Raw genomic sequence first — 16,502 nt, forward strand, 5'->3', positions numbered from 1 at the left:
AGATCATGAGCGACAGCAAAATCCTGCGACCTATCATCGAACACGCGCCCTTTGACACCCAGCCCACCCAAAATGTGCACGGTTGGGAACGCATCGGTTCGGTAGCCGGCGGCGTAATGATGGTCGGCAAAGGCCTGCGCCGTGGCGGGATCTTCGGCCTGATTCAGGTAGCGATCGGGGGGGTGGCGCTGGTGCGCGGCGTCACCGGGCACAGCTCGCTCAAAGACAAGCTGGAGCAGGGCCGCCAGGAAATGAACAGCGTGCGCACGAAGATCGAGCGGGCCGGGCAAGAGTTGAAAAACCTGAAGACCAAGGCGGAAGTGGCGGCTGAGAAGGCCACTAAAACGGCCGACTAGTACACCTCTGCGATCAGTTGGAGATCCAAATGTGGGAGCGGGCTTGCTCGCGAAAGCGGTGTATCAGTCAGTACATCTTTAACTGACAGACCGTATTCGCGAGCAAGCCCGCTCCCACATTTTTGATGGGTGTATGGCTTAAGCTCAGCGCAGTAGCTAGGTGTCCAGCACCACCGACGACTCGCCGATCACACTCTCCGCCAGCTGCACAAACTCCGCGGTGGTGATGCTGTTCGCACGCATCACCGCCTGCGCCAGGTCATCCAGCGAACGTTTGTTGTGGGTTTTCACCCGAATCTCGCGATCCAACTCCTGCAACACCACCACCGCCCGCGCCACGGTTGCCGCACTGACATGCTCGCCCCTGAGCGTGGTGACGTCTTTGCCTTCCTTGCTCAATCGCGCCTGGATCGCGGCGTAGCGCTCATCGGTGATGCCGCCGGCACGCCGCACCAGTTCAATGGCGTAATACTCCCCCAAGCCTTCGCCGATCCAGTCACTGCTGTGGTGGTCGTTGAAGCGGCCGATGGCTTGCACCACTTCGCGAATCAACGGGCTACTGCCATTTTCACTCACCAGCGGCGTGCGGCTGCTGAGGTAGATCGAGTCGCGGGACGAAAACACGCCACGGCGCATCGGGTCGCTGGCGCCCACCACCAGCAGTTTGGCCGGGTGGCGCGGGAACGCAGCGTCAACCTGGGGCCAGACAAAGGTCAGCAACGTCAACACATCCATGCGCCGCATGGCCTGACCCTTGGGCGAGGCGACGGTGACTTCGGTCTCCCCCAGGCGCACGCGACGGCTGCCCAGCGTGCCGGCGAGCATCCAGCCCGTAGGCCGGTCGAACAACCGGGAAACGTTGTCGATACGGAATTTGTTCTTGCCGATACGCGGCCAGGGCGTCTCGATGCTTTTCCAGCCTGCCGGCAACTCGAATATCAAGCGCGAGACCAGCTCCACGCCGTCCTGCTGGTCGAGCCGCGCCGTCGGCACCAGGTCTTCACCCCGAAACAGCGCCCAACTCGGCGTCATCCGCGCTTCATACATTCCCGGTTTGCGAGCGTGAGTGAGCCGTACACGGTAGGTCAGGCTGGCTTTGTCGGCGCTGGGTTGCCACAGGCCACGGTGCCCGCTGACGCGCCATTGGCCATCGGCCTTGAAGTCGCTGTAGTCGCCGTCGTGGCCCAGGTCGAAGTCAAGACTGCGCACCGCCGAGCCCTGGGACAGGCTCACGCGGACTTCGGCCTGATCGCTCTGGGGCAGCAGTTTGACGTGATAGTCGAGGTCGACTTTCTTCGCGCACCACGCGGGCAGGCTCAGCGCCAGCAACACGAAAGAGGCCGCCAGCTTGGTTGCCACCGTCATACACACTCCTTTTTCAGCCTGCGCGAAAGATCAGGTGATCCTCCCAGTCGTCTTCGGGCACGCTGCCTTCGGCGAGCATTCGGCCGGACTGGGAAATGCGTTCGTGGTGCACGGCATCACGGTCGCCGCAAACCAGGTGGTGCCACAGCGGCAGGTCTTTGCGTTCGCTGACCAAGCGGTAGCCGCAGGTCGGCGGCAGCCATTTGAACTGATCGGCCTGGCCCGGCGTGAGCTGGATGCAATCAGGCACCGAGGCGCGGCGGTTGGGGTAGTCGGTGCACTGGCAGGTGTTCAGGTCCAGCAGCTTGCAGGCGATGCGCGTGTAATAGACGCTGTTGTCGTCCTCATCCTCAAGCTTTTGCAGGCAGCACAGGCCACAGCCGTCGCACAACGACTCCCACTCCTCCTGGTCGAGGTGTTCAAGGGTTTTGCGTATCCAGAAAGGTTCGACTTTAGCGGCCATGGCTCTACATCAGTATCGGTCGGTGAAAAGGCCGCCAGTCTAGTGCCCAAGGCCCTTGGGGCCAAGCGCTTACGACTGCCGGTATGACAAGACTTGTCAGGCTTGGGGCGGCGCAGTAGCTTTGAGCCCCGGTTTTTCATCAGGATCTGTCCATGAGCAATAACCCACGCGTTGCCGATTACCCGATCCACACCCAGTTTACCGAGCGCTGGTCGCCCCGCGCCTTTACCGGCGAGAGCATCCCGCAGGAGACCCTGCTGAGTTTCTTCGAAGCCGCACGTTGGGCGCCGTCGGCCTACAACTCGCAGCCATGGCGTTTTCTCTACGCGCGCCGTGACACGCCGAACTGGGAACGCTTCCTGGGCCTGCTCAATGAATTCAACCGTGGCTGGGCGCAACACGCGTCGGCGCTGGTGATCATCGCCTCGAAAACCGACTTCACCGCCCCCGGCGCCACCGAAGAAACCCCGGCGCTGTGGCACACCTTCGACACCGGCTCGGCCTGGGGCCACCTGGCGCTGCAAGCCAGCCTTAGCGGCTGGCATACCCATGGCATGGCCGGCTTCGATCAGGCGTTGACCCGCAAAGAGCTGAAGATTCCAGAAGGGTATGCGCTGCACGCGGCGGTGGCCGTCGGCAAGCTGGGCGACAAATCGAGCTTGCCTGAATACCTGCAAGGCCGTGAAGCACCAAGCCCGCGTAGGCCGCTGAGCGAGCTGGTGTCGGAAGGTGACTTCAGCCTGTAAGCCTTGCCGATATCCCTGCGGGAGCGGGCTTGCCCGCGATAGCGATGGGTCAGTCACTGCATGGCAGGCTGATACACCGTCATCGCGAGCAAGCCCGCTCGCACATTTTGATTTGTGGTGATTTTAATAACCGCGCTCGAAATCCACTTCGCCGCGCAATGCTTCCTTGGCCTGATAAGCCCGCAGGTTCTGCACAAACAACTCCACCATCATCAGCGGCGAGGTCGGCGCCGAGCTGTGGCCGGTCAACAGCAGGCCCCAGGCGGTCCAGAACGGATGGCGTTGCGGCAGGGGTTCCTGGCGGCAGACGTCGATCACCGCGCCAGCCAGGTGCCCTTCTTTCAGGGCTTCGACCAGGTCGGCATCGACCACGGCCACGCCACGCCCGACATTGATAAACACCCCGGTCGGTTTGAATTGCTTGAACAGCGCAGCGTCGTACAAGTCATGGGTATTGGGCGTATTGGGCAGCAGGTTGATCACGTAGTCCACCTCCCCCACCAATCGGCCCAATTGATCCAGCGCGGCGACTTCGATAAACGGCGCCTGCTCACGCGCGGTGCTGGCGATGCCGTAGAGCTTGACGCCAAACGGCAGCAGAAAATCGGCAACACGCTGGCCAATATCGCCGGTGCCGACGATCAGCGCCTTGCGCCCCGCCAGGCTCTGGCCCAGGCGGTTGTCCCACTTGCGCTCGACCTGGCTGACCAACCGCGCGAGCACTTCCCGCTCGTGGCCGAGCATATAAGTGAGCACAAACTCGGCCATGACCTGGCCAAAGATACCGACCGCACGGGTCAGGCGGTAGTCGCGCGGCAAACCTTCGGCCAGCAGCGGCGTGACACCGGCCCAGGTCGATTGCAGCCACTGCGGCTGATGACCTTGGCGCAACAGGGTAGCAAGCAAATCCGGCTGGCCGAGCCATACCGGGCAATCGGCGGCCAGGCGCGACAGTTCGGCCGAGTCGCCGCTGGTCAGCACCTCGACGTCCGGTGCCGCTTCACTGAGCAATTGGGCGTAGAGCGGGTAATCCTGTTCAGCAATCAGAACACGCATGGTTCAAACCTTTCAAAAACACTGCAGACGGCCGCCCGCATCCATACGGCCACCACCCACTTATACGTTTGCGTTGAAGACGGTGCCCTGGACAGGGCACTGACTGATCACATCGGGTCGTTGCGGCGCAGCAGCTCTTCGGGCAAGTGTTCGATGTACTCGTCCTCGGCCGGTGGCATTTGCAGGTGATAGCCCTGCTTGTCGAGGTTTTCCAGGACCACGGCGATGTCCTCGCGGGACAGCTTGCGCTCCGGCGTCAGCACCATTTCGAACGCGAGATGGGCCTTGCCGAAGGCTTCCATCAACGGTTCCGGCACACGCTCCAGCGCATCGCTTTTCAGCACGTAGAGGTACATCCCGTCTTTTTTCAAGCTGCGATAGATGGAGCAAATACGTTTCAAGGCTGTTCTCCGGCAGTGGCCAGGCTGTCGAGCAGCGCCTGGCCCATCAACTCGCGGCGCCAGCCACGCAGCGAGTCTGGCAATTTATAAGGCCCATCGGGGTAGCCACTTTTGACCAGGGCTTCGAGGGTTTTCTTGCGCAGCATCAGTTCCGGCGCCATGTCCAGGCGTTCGGCTTCGGCCTGGCCGAGGGCGCGCAGTTGCTTGATCAGCGTGGCGGCGTCCACCGGCAGCGGTTCAGCCACAGCGGGCGGCCATTGGTCCATGGACACACTGCCGGCACGCTTGATCAGGTCCAGCAGGAACTGGCCATCCTGACGCACGGTGCGCGGGTGCATGTCTTCGATTTTGCCCAGTGCGGCGAGGTTATCCGGCTGGGTTTTGGCCAGGGGCCACAACGAGTGTTCACGAATGATGCGGTTGCGCGGCAGGTCACGGGCACGGGCTTGCTGCTCGCGCCAGGCGCACAGTTCGCGCAGCACGGCGAGCTGGGCACGGGACAGCTTCCACGCCAGCTTGGCGTCGCGATACACCTCGTACGGGTCGACTTCACGGCGCAGGTTCGCTACCAGTTCGGCGCCGTCGTCCAGGACCCACGCATATTTGTCGTCTGACAGTCGCGGGCGAAGTCTGGTGTAGACCTCGGCCAGGTGCACCGCGTCTTCGGCGGCGTAGCTCACTTGCGTCTCGGACAATGGCCGCTGCAGCCAGTCCGAGCGGGTTTCACCCTTGGGCAGTTCGATATCCAGCACGGCTTGCACGAGGCGCGAGTAGCCCATGGAGAAGCCGAGGTTCAGGTACGCCGCCGCCAACTGCGTGTCGAACAACGGCACCGGCAGGCTGCCGGTCAGGCGCAACAACACTTCCAGGTCTTCGCTGCACGCGTGTACCACTTTGATCACCGCTGGGTTCTCCAGCAAGGCGGCCAAGGGTTGCCAGTTGTCGATGGTCAGGGGGTCGATCAGGTAAGCACGGATGCCATCGCCGATCTGGATCAGCCCGGCAATGGGATAAAAGGTGTCGACCCGCATGAATTCGGTGTCGAGGGCGACGAATGGCAACTGCTGCCATTCGGCGCAATGCTGGCCGAGGCTATCGTTGTCGCAGATCCAGTGAATATCGATGGCCACACGGCTCTCCCTTGAAGAATGGCGCGCAGTATATATCGCGAAAGGGACTTGCGAGCATCCGCAGTGCACACGCCATCATGAAAACCCCTACAAGAGGCGAAGAATAGTCCGACAGGAGGGAGTTAGCCTCTCTTACGCAGAACGTAAACGCGCCACAGCTTGGAGCCCGGCAGGAATTCCTGATGATTGAGGACTTTAAAACCCGCCAGGCGGAACTCATCCTCTACCGGCGTACGAGCGTTTACCGAGACAATCACCGTGTCACGGCTGACTCGGTGAAATTCGCGCAACAACGCCAATCGCACGTCACTGCTGGGTACATGGCGAAACAATTCAAGGCAGAAAATGCAGTCCACCGCATTCGCCGACAGGCCGATGGAAAACGCTGAGCCCTGGAACGTTTTGACACGTTTGAGCAACGCCGCCGGGTGATGCGTGCATGCGTGGTCGAGCATGTCCTGGGAGTTGTCCGAGGCCAGGATTACCCGGTTGATGTGTTCGGCCAATACGGGCCAGAACCGTCCCGAGCCACAGGCCAGATCAAGGATCAGCCCCGGTTCGCCCGCGACTTTCAACGCCTGGCGCACCAACCGGTCATCGCGCCACGCGGCCAGCCGCTTGAGCAGCGCGGGCGGGCGCGTGTCGCCGCAGACCCTGGCATGCTCGCGGTCGCAGCGTTCGGCGAATTCAATCTCGATAGAAGATGGAGATGGTGACGACATCACGGGCTCATGTGTGTGAAACGGTAGTGAATGACCTTGATTCGTAGCTTAACCAGCACAACGTGAAAAAAAGGTCGAAACCACCGTTGCCTTAAACCCGTCACGCCGAGTGCAGGTACCAACGCCAATCCTGCTCGCCCACTTCCCCCATGAACTGGCGGTATTCGGCGCGTTTTACCGCCAAGTACACACCCAGGAACTCGCTGCCGAACGCATCCCGTGCCCAGCTTGAACCTTCCAGTGCACGCAGCGTGGTGAGCCAGTCGGTGGGCAACCGTTCATTGGCCTGGGCGTAGCCGTTACCTTGTACTGGAGCGCCAGGATCGCGTTGTTCACGGATGCCACGGTGGATACCGGCGAGGATCGCGGCAGCCGCCAGGTAAGGGTTGGCGTCGGCGCCGCAGATACGGTGTTCGATATGCCGCGAATTCGCCGGGCCACCGGGTACGCGCAGGCTGACCGTGCGGTTGTCCACGCCCCACGTGGCGGCCAGTGGCGCGTAGCTGTTGGTCTGGAAGCGGCGGTAGGAGTTGGCGTTAGGGCAGAACATCAGTAGCGAATCGAGCAAGGTACTGAGCATGCCGCCCACCGCCTGACGCAGCAACGGTGTGCCATCGGCGGCCTCACTGGCGAACAGGTTATGGCCGTGGGCATCGGCCAGGCTGACGTGCATGTGCATGCCGGTGCCGGCCAGGTCATCGAACGGTTTGGCCATGAAACAGGCCGTCATCCCGTGCTTATGGGCGACGCCCTTGACCAAGCGTTTGTAACGCACGGCTTCGTCCATCGCTTGCAGCGCGTCGGCACGATGCTCCAGGGTTATTTCCACCTGGCCCGGGGCGTATTCGGAAATCGCCGTACGCGCCGGGATACCTTGCAGTTTGCAGGCGCTATAAAGGTCGGCAAGGAACGGCTCGATTTGCTCCAGCTCGCGCAAGCCATACACCTGGGTCGAGCGCGGGCGATTACCGTCTACATCCCGCGCCGGTTGCGGGCGGCCGTTGCTGTCGGGCTTCTGGTCGAGCAGGTAAAACTCCAGCTCCGCCGCCATCACCGGGTAATAACCGTCGGCTTTCAGGCCGTCGATCACCCTGGCCAACACATGCCGCGGGTCGGCCACGGTAGCGGGCAGGCCTTCGGTGGGGTGCATGCTGACTTGCACCGCCGCCGTCGGGATCAGGCGCCACGGCATGCGCTGCAAACTGCCGCTGACCGGGTAGGCGCGGCAGTCGATATCGCCGACTTCCCACACCAGCCCGGAGTTTTCCACGTCATCGCCATTAATCGTCAGGCCGAGGATAGTGCTGGGTAACGGCCGACCACTTTCGTACACCGCCAGCAGCTCATCGCGGTGCAGCAACTTGCCGCGCGGTACGCCGTTGTTGTCGAGGATAAACAGCTCGAACATCTCGATGTCCGGGTTCTGCTCAAGGAAAGATCGGGCTTCGTGCAGGCTCGCAAAAACACTCATGGGAATTCTCATACGTTTGCGTCAGGCAGGCACACAGGCGCTGCCGGGCAGATGCGCACGGGTGCGCGTCATCCATGGGGCGGATCAACGTAGGAGAAAAGTATCTGGTGGGCGTGCGTGTCGGCAGTGGAACAGGGCCCAGAAAGCCAGCTCGGAAGGTAGCGCCTCGACATCGGCCGGACGGCTCGGCGCAAAGGCGCCAGGCAATGTCGCGGGGTGAGTGTCGGGGGAATCGTCCATGCGCAAATCACAGTGAGCCAGATGCCCGGCAGCGTCACACGCCTGCACAGGCGGTTAAATTCAGGGTTGATGGAGTTTGGTTGCAACCTGGCTAAACATTCCGTAGCCCTTGCTACCTTGTCGCTCAGCTGGAAATAATGATCGCCCCGATCATGCCCCCAAGGATTCGACCGCATGAAAGCTTTTCTAGCCCTGTGCACACTGGCGAGTGTGGCAACCACCGCCCTGGCCGACACCCCCACCTCGCGCCTCGATGACGTGCTGCAGCGCGGCACGCTCACGGTCTGCACCACCGGCGACTACAAGCCCTACTCGTCACTGCGCGCCGATGGCCGTTATGAAGGCATCGACATTGCCATGGCCGAATCCCTGGCCAAGAGCCTGAATGCGAAAATCACCTGGGTGCCCACCACCTGGAAAACCCTGATGCCGGACTTCCTGGCACAGCGCTGCGACATCGCCGTGGGCGGCATTTCGGTGTCCCTTGAGCGCCAGAAAAAAGCGTTCTTCAGCCAGGCCCTTGGCGTCGACGGCAAAATCCCGCTGGTGCGCTGCGCCGAAGTGCAGCGTTACCAGACCGTCGAGCAGATCAACCAGCCGCAGGTGCGCGTGATTGAACCGGCGGGCGGCACCAATGAAGTGTTTGCGCGCGCACATCTGGGCCAGGCGCAAATCCGCCTGCACGATAACGTGACGATCTTCGACGAGCTGCTCGCAGGCAAGGCCGACGTGATGATCACCGACGCCAGCGAGGCGCGCTTCCAGCAGAAGCTCAAGCCCGGGCTGTGCGCGGTCAACCCCGAGCGGCAAATGCAGTACAGCGAAAAAGCCTTCCTGCTGCCCCGCGATGATGTGGCATGGAAAAGCTATGTCGACCAATGGCTGCATTTGAGCGTGGCCACCGGGGTGTACGACGGCATCGTCAACCAGTGGCTGGCGGCGCCCTGAGCGGGAGCGACTACGCTGTTGTCACACCAACAATAATGAGGGATGGGGAATGAAGGGACTCTTGCGAATCACCTGGCTGCTGCTGTTGTGTTTCAGCCAGGTGCACGCGGCGACTCAGAATGAGGACGCCCAGGCCGCCAAAGCCTTGCTGGAAAGGGCCTTGGCCTTTTACCAGAGCAATGGCGACAAGGCGTTCGCCGCGTTCAGCCGTCAGGGCGAGTTTGTCGACCATGACCGCTATGTGTTCGTGGTCGATACCCAGGGCGTGTTGCTGGCTAGCGGCGGGCCGTCTTCCGCCTTGATCGGCCGTGATGTGTTCGAGCAACTCGGGCCGGATTTGCAAGCCTCGTTCAAACAGGCACTGGCCGTCCCCGAGGGCCAGGGCATCCTACAGGCCGACTACCGCTGGCAGAACTGGAACGATGGCAAGGTTGAGCACAAACACGTGTTCTATCAACGTGTGGGCGAACGCATCCTGGCGGTGGGTTACTACCTGCCACGGGCCACGCCGGAACATGCACGCGCTTTGCGCGACAAGGCGGTAACGGCGCTGGTCAAGGATGAAGCCGGCACGCTCAAGGCGATCAACTCATTGCAGGGTGGGTTCCTGCAGGATGACTTGTATGTGTTTGTGGTCGACCTGAATACCGGGCGCTACGTAGCGCATGGCACGAACGTGCGGCTGGTCAATACCGACTTCGGCAAAATCAAGGACCCCGACGGCAAGCCGGTGGGTGAGCCGATCCTCAAGATAATGGCTGAGCAGGACCAGGGTGAGTACAAGTACCGCTGGAAAAACCCGGTGACCGACAAGGTCGAGAACAAGCACGCTTACCTGCGCAAGGCCGGGCATTTCATGGTGGCGGTCGGGTATTACAGCCCCTGATCTGCATTGAAAGGCGATTGACTGTGGGTGCCGGCAAGCCAGCGCCCACCGTTTGATCATGGTTGTATCAGTTACTTGGCTTTGTCTTCGCGGCCGCGCAGCACACGGTTTGGCATGGCAATCGCTGCCGCCAACCCCAACAGCGACACTGCCGCACTCACCATCAACAAATGCCGGAACGTCACTACCAACTCCCCGCGCAGCGCATCTTGCGCTGGGCCTGGGGCGGCGTTAAGGCCGTCGAGCAGCACATTCCCGGAACTGCCTTCGGCCACCAACGCACCGCTGGCCAAATGCGCAAAACTCGAGTCCTGCAACAACGCCAGCAACAGCGCCGACATGCAGGCCACGCCCACTGCCCCACCCAACGAGCGGAACAGGTTGGTGGTACTGGTGGCGACGCCGATATCGCGCTGCTCCACCGAATTCTGCGTCCCGACCAACGACGTCGGAAACTGCATACCGGCAGCAATCCCACACAGCAGCATAAACACCGCCGTCAGCCCAACCGCCTGCGGCGCACTGTAGGCCATGCCGAGAATCGCGAAAGGACTCAACAGCGCCCCCGTGAGGATCATCGGTTTATAGCGCCCGGTCACCGAGGTCATCCGCCCGGCGAAATAAGCGCCCATCGGCAACCCCATGGCCAGCGGCAACAGGTGCAATGCGGCACTGTCGGCACCGGAGCCGGTCACCGTCTGATAACGCAAAGGCATCAACACTGTCAGGGAAATCGCCTGGAAGCTGGTGAAGAAAATCGTGCACCAGCACAGCACCGCGCTGCGGTTGGCGAACAGGTGCATCGGCAACAAGGGCTCGCGCGCACGGCGTTCGTGCCAGACAAACACGCTGAGCGCCACCAGGGCACACACCAGCAGCCCCAGTACTTGCTCGTCACGCCAATGATGGCCCTGGCCGATTTCAGTAATGCCCAACAGCAAGGCCGTCAGGCCAATGATCATCAGCACGGTGCCGAGGTAATCGATAACCGACTTGCGCTGCGGCACTGGCAGCCCCACCAGGGTGCGATGGGCCACGTACCAGGCACCGGCACCCAGCGGCAGGTTGATCAAAAACACCCAGCGCCACGACAGGTACTCGGTCATATACCCGCCCAGCACCGGCCCGGCCACGCTGGCCACCGCGTACATGCTGCTGAAGTAGCCTTGATAACGCCCGCGCTCACGGGGTGGAATAATGTCGCCGATGATCGCCTGGCTTACCGAGATCATGCCGCCGGCGCCAATGCCCTGGAGAATCCGCGCCAGCACCAGTTGTTCCATGCTCTGCGCCATACCGCAGAACAGTGACGCCAGGGTGAACACGCCCATGCCGATCAGCATCATCGGGCGACGCCCGTACAAATCACCCAGCTTGCCGTAGATCGGCACTGCCACCGTCATCGCCACCATGTAGCCGGAGATCACCCAAGCCAGCAGGTTGACGTCATGAAATTGCGCGGAAATAGCCGGCATGGACACGGCCACAATGGTCTGGTCCAGGGCGCCGAGAAAGATCGCCATCATCAAGGCGGCAAGGACGCTGCGTACGGCGGGAACGGGTTGAGCAGGCTGATTGAGATTGGTCACGGCATAACCTTCGAGCAGGGCCCGCTGGAAAAGGCAGCCAGCGGGAATGCTCGATACGATAGCAGGCTACTCGATAGCTTCGTAAGGAAGCCCGACGTAATTTTCTGCGATGGTTGTGCGACCCGCCTCGGAGCCGATGAAGTACGCGAGCTCACTCTCGGCAATGCGCTGGCTGAACCCGTCTGCCTCCGGGAATTGGTGCAACATCGAGGTCATCCACCAGGAAAACCGCTCGGCCTTCCATACCCGGCGCAGGCAGATCGCCGAGTACTTTTCCAACAGGTCCACCCGCCCCTCGCGATAGACCTTGAGCAAGATCCGAAACAGCGTACTCACGTCGCTGGCCGCCAGGTTCAAGCCCTTGGCCCCGGTGGGCGGCACGATATGCGCAGCGTCCCCCAGCAGGAACAGGCGCCCGTATTGCATCGGCTCCACCACGAAGCTGCGCAGCGGCGCGATGCTTTTCTCGATTGACGGCCCGGTAACCAGTTGGGCCGCCAGCGCACTGGGCAAACGGGTTTTCAGCTCATCCCAGAAGCGCTGATCCGACCATTCATCCAGTGGCTCTTCAACCGGTACTTGCAGGTAATACCGGCTGCGTGTCGGCGAGCGCATGCTGCACAGGGCAAAGCCACGCGCATGTTTGGCGTACACCAGCTCGTCATGCACCGGCGGTGTGTCAGCGAGGACGCCCAGCCAACCGAAGGGATAGACGCGCTCGAAGACGTTCAACGATTGCGCCGGAATCGACTGGCGCGCCACACCGTGAAAACCATCACAGCCAGCGATGTAATCGCACTCCAGGCGAAAAGCTTCACCCTGATGCTCGAAGGTCAGCCAGGGTCGATCACTTTTGAGGCCATGGGGCTGCACGTTCTGCGTTTCATATAGAGTGATGGCACCGGCCGCTTCGCGGGCGGCCATCAGGTCGCGGGTGACTTCGGTCTGGCCGTAGATCATCACCGACTGGCCGCCGGTCAGCGCCTTGAGGTCGATATGGGTAAGCTCGCCATTGAGTGCCAGTTCGAAACCGTCATGCACCAGCCCTTCGGCGTCCATGCGTCGGCTGACGCCCGCCTCGCGCAGCAGGTCGACCATGCCTTGTTCCAGCACCCCGGCACGGATGCGACCTTGCACGTAGTCGGCGCTCTGGCGCTCTAGAATGAGGGTCTGGATACCCGCGTTGTGCAGTAACTGGCCGAGCAGCAATCCGGAGGGACCGGCGCCAATAATGGCGACTTGGGTTTTTAGCGTTTTCATTATTTTTATGGCTCGCAAGCTTCACCCGAACGGATCAAGTGAAAGAGTTGTCATTGGTCTTGTGGCTGACATTTTTCACTTGAGCGGGCAGCATAAGAAGGTGAAAACTGCGCCAAAGCCTGCGCTTTTTGCCAATCGGGGCGATTACCGCACCACTATCCTGAGTATCGGATTGAAACCATGACCAAAACCGCGATTCCGGTCTTCAAGCTTTACGGGGAAAGCCAGCAATGGCCGACACCCGATTTGTTGCACTGCGAAACCATCTCCCGGCGAAGTCGGGAATACCAGTGGGAAATCCAGCCCCACCGGCACGCGGATCTGTGCCAGTTGTTGTACGTACACAAAGGCCAGGCACAACTGGAAATCGAAGGCCAGCGCACCACACTGAGCGAGTCGACCTTGCAGGTGTTGCCGCCCCTGTGTGTGCATGGGTTTCGTTTTTCCGAGGATGTGGAAGGTTACGTAGTGACCCTGGCGGCGCCGCTGGTCAGCCACTTGCAGGCGCAACTGGGTGCAACGGTTGACGGTTTGCAGGCGCTGGGTAATTACCCGGCCGGCAAGGACAGCGACTACCTCAACAGCCTGTTCACCCGCCTGCAGAGCGAATACGCCGATGAGCAACCGGCGCGCGACATGATGATGCACGCGCTGGTGAGCGTGCTGCTGGTATGGATCAGCCGCCAGGCTATCCAGCGCCGCCACCCGCGAGCACCGCGTGGCCGTGAATATTTCCGGCGTTTTACCCAGTTGGTCGAACAACACTACCGCGAACACCCGAAGATCGAGGACCTGGCCCACAAGCTGGGCATTTCGGTCTCACACCTGAACGGTACGTGTCGGGAATTGGGCGGGCAGCCGGCGCTGCAGATCATGCATGACCGCCAGCTCCTGGAAGCCAAGCGCCTGCTGACCTACACCAGCATGACGATCAATGAGATGTCGGAGGTGTTGGGGTTCTCCGACCCGACTAACTTCTCACGGCTGTTCCGCCGCCGGGTCGGGTTTTCGCCCAAGGCATTTCGCGAGCAACTGAAGGCCGAGCAGCCTACCTGAGCGCGCTGAAACTGCCGGTGCGCGGAACGCACAGGTCCTGATGGCAGCTGATCGCAAAGGTCGGCTGCATGCGGGTCTGTTCAACCCGGTAGGCCGCCGTGCCATACAGCGCGGTGGCCAAGGCGGACAGGATGAAAATCATCAGGTACTTTCTGATTTTTAGAGTCATGGCACACCTCTGAATGAATCGACTCGGTGCTGTTTAAAGCATAGGTCAGTCAGGGCGAGTTGCCATTATTGGGCGCTATTCAAGATGTTTATGTCGGATCAGAGCCCGACATCCCAGGTCGGTTCTTCCGGGAACCTGAGCACCAAAAAATCCAACAGGCTGCGCAGCGCCGAAGGCATGTGTTTGCGCGAGGCGTACACCGCGTAGATGTTCATCTGCCGAGGCTCGGCCTCGGGCAACAGGCGTACCAGTTCGCCACGACGAATGTAGTCGCCCGCCTGGTAACTGGGAAGCATCGAAACCCCTGCCCCGGCCAGGGTTACGCGCAACAAGGTACTGGCCTCGTTGGACGTGATATTGCCGTTTATCGGCACCGAGACGTGCTCGCCGTTTTCTTCGAAATGCCACAGGCTTTTGCCGAAGTAAGAGTGGGTCAGGCAGTTGTGCCGGGCAAGGTCTTCGACTTTCTGCGGGGCCGGGTGCTCCAGCAGATACGCAGGCGTTGCACAGACCACTGAACGACAGACGGTCAGCCGCCGCGCGATGAGGTTAGGGTCCAGGTCATTGCTGGTACGGATGGCCAGGTCGATGCGCTCGTCCACCAGGTTCACAGTGCGGTCAAGCATCTGCAAGTCGACCGTCACCAAGGGGTAGCGCTGGACGTACTCGGCAATCGCGTCGGCCAACTGCGCCTGGCCGAACGAGGTGCTGACGCTCAACCGCAGCAGGCCACGGGGCGCGTCATCAGGCTCGCTGACGGCGGCTTGCATGTCGCAGCACAGTTCCAGCAACTGTCGGCAGCGCGGCAGGGTTTCACCACCGGCGGCGGTCAGGCTGAGTTTGCGCGTGGTGCGGTGCAGCAGGCGCGCGCCGACCCAATCTTCCAGCTCGGCCAAGTAACGTGAGACCACCGGGCGCGACAGGTCCAGATGATCGGCAGCGGCCGATTGGCTGCCCAGGTCCACCACGGTCACAAACACCCGCATTGCTTGGAGACGATCCATGATTTGCACGCTTTTAGAAACAAACTATGTTCCAGCATCGCATTTTTTGTTGCGTTTAGTGCAACTAAGCTCTGTGCATCACTTAACGATTACTGGAGCTGCCCCCCGATGCTATCCACTCTCAAGCGCCTGACCCTGACAACTGCCGCGCTGGCCTTCGCCGCTCACGCTTCGGCGGCAGAGCTGAAACTCGACGTGTATAACCCAGGTGAAGCAGCCATCTTCCCCGTCAGCTCTGTGCTGGTCAGCGGCGCGAAAGACGCGATTCTGGTGGACGCGCAATTCGGCAAAGGCCAGGCCGAGCAGCTTGTGCAAAAGATCCGCGCCAGCGGCAAGCACCTGACCACCATCTACATCAGCCATGGCGACCCGGACTACTACTTCGGCCTCGACACCCTGACCGCCGCCTTCCCCGACACCAAGGTACTGGCACCGCAACCAGTGGTCGACCATATCAAGGCGACCGTGGCCGGCAAGCTGGAGTTCTGGGGGCCGAAAATGGGGGCCGACAAACCGGCTAAAACCATCGTGCCACAGGTGCTTGAAGGCCATAGCCTGAGCCTGGAAGGCCAGCAGCTGGAAGTCATCGGGCTGGACGGCCCACAGCCGGATCGCAGCTTTGTATGGATTCCTTCGATCAAGGCCGTGGTTGGCGGTGTCGTGGTCGCCGAGAACATTCACCTGTGGATGGCCGACACCCAGAGCGCACAGTCGCACAAAGACTGGCTGGCTACGCTGCAACGTATTGAACAGCTGAAACCGAACACGGTGATTCCAGGCCATTACCTGGGTAACCCATCGCTGAAGTCTGTGGCTTTTACCGCCGACTACATCAAGGCTTTCGACATTGAGACCGCCAAGGCCAAGGACTCCGCTGCCCTGATCGCGGCCATGAAAAAGCGTTACCCCACCCTCGCCGACGAAAGCTCACTGGAACTGAGTGCCAAAGTCGCCAAGGGCGAAATGAAGTGGTGAATGGTTTTAACCCTTTAACGAACTGGAGAACGTCATGAGCAAGATTGCAATCATTGGGGCCACCGGCCGTGCCGGTAGCCAACTGCTGGAAGAAGCGTTGCGCCGTGGGCATACCGTCACCGCCCTCGCCCGTAATACCGACAAACTGGCCGCCCGCCCGGGTGTCACCGTTAAACAAGTCGATGCCCTGGATGCGCAAGCCTTACAACAGGCCATTAGCGGCAACGATGTGGTGATCAGTGCGGCGCACTTTGCCACCCTGCCGGCCAGCGCCGTGATCGGCCCGGTGAATAAAGCGGGTGTGAAACGCTTGCTGGTGGTGGGCGGTGCCGGTTCGCTGCTGTTGCCAGGCGGCAGCCGCGTGATCGACAGCCCGGGCTTCCCGGCAGAGTACAAGGCCGAAGCCAGCGCAGGGGCTGAATTTCTGGCAGCGCTGCGTGAGGAAAAGGAGCTGGATTGGACCTTCCTGTCGCCGTCGGCAGAGTTCGTAGAAACCGAGCGCACCGGGAAATTCCGCCTGGGTCAGGATGATTTGCTGGTGAGTAGCGACGGCCGTAGCTGGATCAGCTTTGCCGACTACGCCATCGCGCTGATCGACGAAGTGGAAACACCGAAGCACTCGCGCCAGCGTTTCACGGTCGGCTACTGACCGAGCGCGGTCAACA

General features: G+C 61.2%; 18 protein-coding genes. 7 read left to right on the forward strand and 11 right to left on the reverse strand.

The annotated features are described in order from the left end of the window. The first annotated feature begins 5 nt into the window (after positions 1 to 5). On the forward strand, positions 6 to 356 hold the full coding sequence (locus ACI77D_RS09455) for a DUF2892 domain-containing protein (RefSeq protein ID WP_064451356.1): 351 nt from the start codon (positions 6 to 8) through the stop codon (positions 354 to 356). Positions 357 to 512: 156 nt separating this feature from the next. Here ACI77D_RS09455 and ACI77D_RS09460 read toward each other — a convergent pair whose 3' ends face one another. Further along, entirely contained in the window at positions 513 to 1,721 is a 1,209-nt protein-coding gene (locus ACI77D_RS09460) for a hypothetical protein (protein WP_407016460.1), read from the reverse strand. 13 nt (positions 1,722 to 1,734) lie between these two features. Beyond that, positions 1,735 to 2,184, reverse strand: coding sequence for a YcgN family cysteine cluster protein (locus ACI77D_RS09465; protein WP_064451354.1), 450 nt, complete (start codon positions 2,182 to 2,184; stop codon positions 1,735 to 1,737). Between the two features lie 152 nt (positions 2,185 to 2,336). Between ACI77D_RS09465 and ACI77D_RS09470 the strand changes: the two genes are divergently transcribed. Further along, complete coding sequence (locus ACI77D_RS09470; protein ID WP_064451353.1) at positions 2,337 to 2,930, forward strand: nitroreductase family protein; 594 nt, start codon at positions 2,337 to 2,339, stop codon at positions 2,928 to 2,930. Positions 2,931 to 3,053: 123 nt separating this feature from the next. Here the strand turns inward: ACI77D_RS09470 and ACI77D_RS09475 are convergent, their stop codons facing one another. From ACI77D_RS09475 to ACI77D_RS09495, 5 genes are all read right to left on the reverse strand, one after another. Beyond that, positions 3,054 to 3,986: a D-2-hydroxyacid dehydrogenase gene (locus tag ACI77D_RS09475; RefSeq protein ID WP_128586687.1), complete on the reverse strand. Its 933-nt coding sequence runs from the start codon at positions 3,984 to 3,986 to the stop codon at positions 3,054 to 3,056. 107 nt (positions 3,987 to 4,093) lie between these two features. Then, positions 4,094 to 4,387 carry a YcgL domain-containing protein gene (locus ACI77D_RS09480; RefSeq protein ID WP_259762901.1) on the reverse strand — a complete coding sequence of 98 codons (294 nt, stop codon included), beginning with the start codon at positions 4,385 to 4,387 and terminating at the stop codon, positions 4,094 to 4,096. Further along, positions 4,384 to 5,517, reverse strand: a complete 1,134-nt coding sequence (gene rnd, locus ACI77D_RS09485; RefSeq protein WP_064451351.1) for a ribonuclease D — start codon at positions 5,515 to 5,517, stop codon at positions 4,384 to 4,386. The genes ACI77D_RS09480 and rnd overlap by 4 nt, the downstream gene beginning before the upstream one ends. Positions 5,518 to 5,639: 122 nt before the next feature. Beyond that, positions 5,640 to 6,239 carry a class I SAM-dependent methyltransferase gene (locus ACI77D_RS09490; protein ID WP_128586689.1) on the reverse strand — a complete coding sequence of 200 codons (600 nt, stop codon included), beginning with the start codon at positions 6,237 to 6,239 and terminating at the stop codon, positions 5,640 to 5,642. Positions 6,240 to 6,339: 100 nt separating this feature from the next. Further along, positions 6,340 to 7,710 (reverse strand): glutamine synthetase family protein, encoded by a 1,371-nt coding sequence (locus ACI77D_RS09495; RefSeq protein WP_064451349.1) that lies wholly within the window; start codon positions 7,708 to 7,710, stop codon positions 6,340 to 6,342. A 414-nt stretch (positions 7,711 to 8,124) separates the two neighbouring features. Between ACI77D_RS09495 and ACI77D_RS09500 the strand changes: the two genes are divergently transcribed. Both ACI77D_RS09500 and ACI77D_RS09505 read left to right on the forward strand, forming a co-directional pair. Next, positions 8,125 to 8,898 carry a transporter substrate-binding domain-containing protein gene (locus ACI77D_RS09500; protein WP_407016461.1) on the forward strand — a complete coding sequence of 258 codons (774 nt, stop codon included), beginning with the start codon at positions 8,125 to 8,127 and terminating at the stop codon, positions 8,896 to 8,898. Positions 8,899 to 8,947: 49 nt separating this feature from the next. Continuing rightward, the gene (locus tag ACI77D_RS09505; protein WP_407016462.1) at positions 8,948 to 9,784 is read left to right on the forward strand and encodes a cache domain-containing protein; all 837 of its coding nucleotides are present in this window, start codon (positions 8,948 to 8,950) and stop codon (positions 9,782 to 9,784) included. Positions 9,785 to 9,855: 71 nt separating this feature from the next. Here the strand turns inward: ACI77D_RS09505 and ACI77D_RS09510 are convergent, their stop codons facing one another. Beyond that, the gene (locus ACI77D_RS09510) at positions 9,856 to 11,373 is read right to left on the reverse strand and encodes an MDR family MFS transporter (protein WP_407016463.1); all 1,518 of its coding nucleotides are present in this window, start codon (positions 11,371 to 11,373) and stop codon (positions 9,856 to 9,858) included. A 66-nt stretch (positions 11,374 to 11,439) separates the two neighbouring features. Continuing rightward, positions 11,440 to 12,633, reverse strand: coding sequence for a 4-hydroxybenzoate 3-monooxygenase (gene pobA / locus ACI77D_RS09515; protein ID WP_407016465.1), 1,194 nt, complete (start codon positions 12,631 to 12,633; stop codon positions 11,440 to 11,442). Positions 12,634 to 12,813: 180 nt separating this feature from the next. On the opposite strand from pobA, the gene ACI77D_RS09520 reads away from it, so the two are divergent. Next, on the forward strand, positions 12,814 to 13,689 hold the full coding sequence (locus ACI77D_RS09520; protein WP_064451344.1) for a helix-turn-helix domain-containing protein: 876 nt from the start codon (positions 12,814 to 12,816) through the stop codon (positions 13,687 to 13,689). On the opposite strand, the gene ACI77D_RS09525 is transcribed toward ACI77D_RS09520, so the two are convergent. Next, positions 13,682 to 13,858 (reverse strand): hypothetical protein, encoded by a 177-nt coding sequence (locus tag ACI77D_RS09525; RefSeq protein WP_167353682.1) that lies wholly within the window; start codon positions 13,856 to 13,858, stop codon positions 13,682 to 13,684. The genes ACI77D_RS09520 and ACI77D_RS09525 overlap by 8 nt on opposite strands. A 98-nt stretch (positions 13,859 to 13,956) precedes the next feature. Continuing rightward, positions 13,957 to 14,862, reverse strand: a complete 906-nt coding sequence (locus tag ACI77D_RS09530) for a LysR family transcriptional regulator (protein WP_259762902.1) — start codon at positions 14,860 to 14,862, stop codon at positions 13,957 to 13,959. A 108-nt stretch (positions 14,863 to 14,970) separates the two neighbouring features. On the opposite strand from ACI77D_RS09530, the gene ACI77D_RS09535 reads away from it, so the two are divergent. Beyond that, the gene (locus ACI77D_RS09535) at positions 14,971 to 15,837 is read left to right on the forward strand and encodes an MBL fold metallo-hydrolase (protein ID WP_407016468.1); all 867 of its coding nucleotides are present in this window, start codon (positions 14,971 to 14,973) and stop codon (positions 15,835 to 15,837) included. A gap of 34 nt (positions 15,838 to 15,871) precedes the next feature. Further along, positions 15,872 to 16,486 (forward strand): NAD(P)-dependent oxidoreductase, encoded by a 615-nt coding sequence (locus ACI77D_RS09540; RefSeq protein ID WP_407016469.1) that lies wholly within the window; start codon positions 15,872 to 15,874, stop codon positions 16,484 to 16,486. The last annotated feature ends 16 nt before the right edge of the window (positions 16,487 to 16,502 follow it).

It is taken from the genome of Pseudomonas sp. O39, from assembly GCF_045447295.1.
Lineage (GTDB): Bacteria > Pseudomonadota > Gammaproteobacteria > Pseudomonadales > Pseudomonadaceae > Aquipseudomonas > Aquipseudomonas antarctica_A.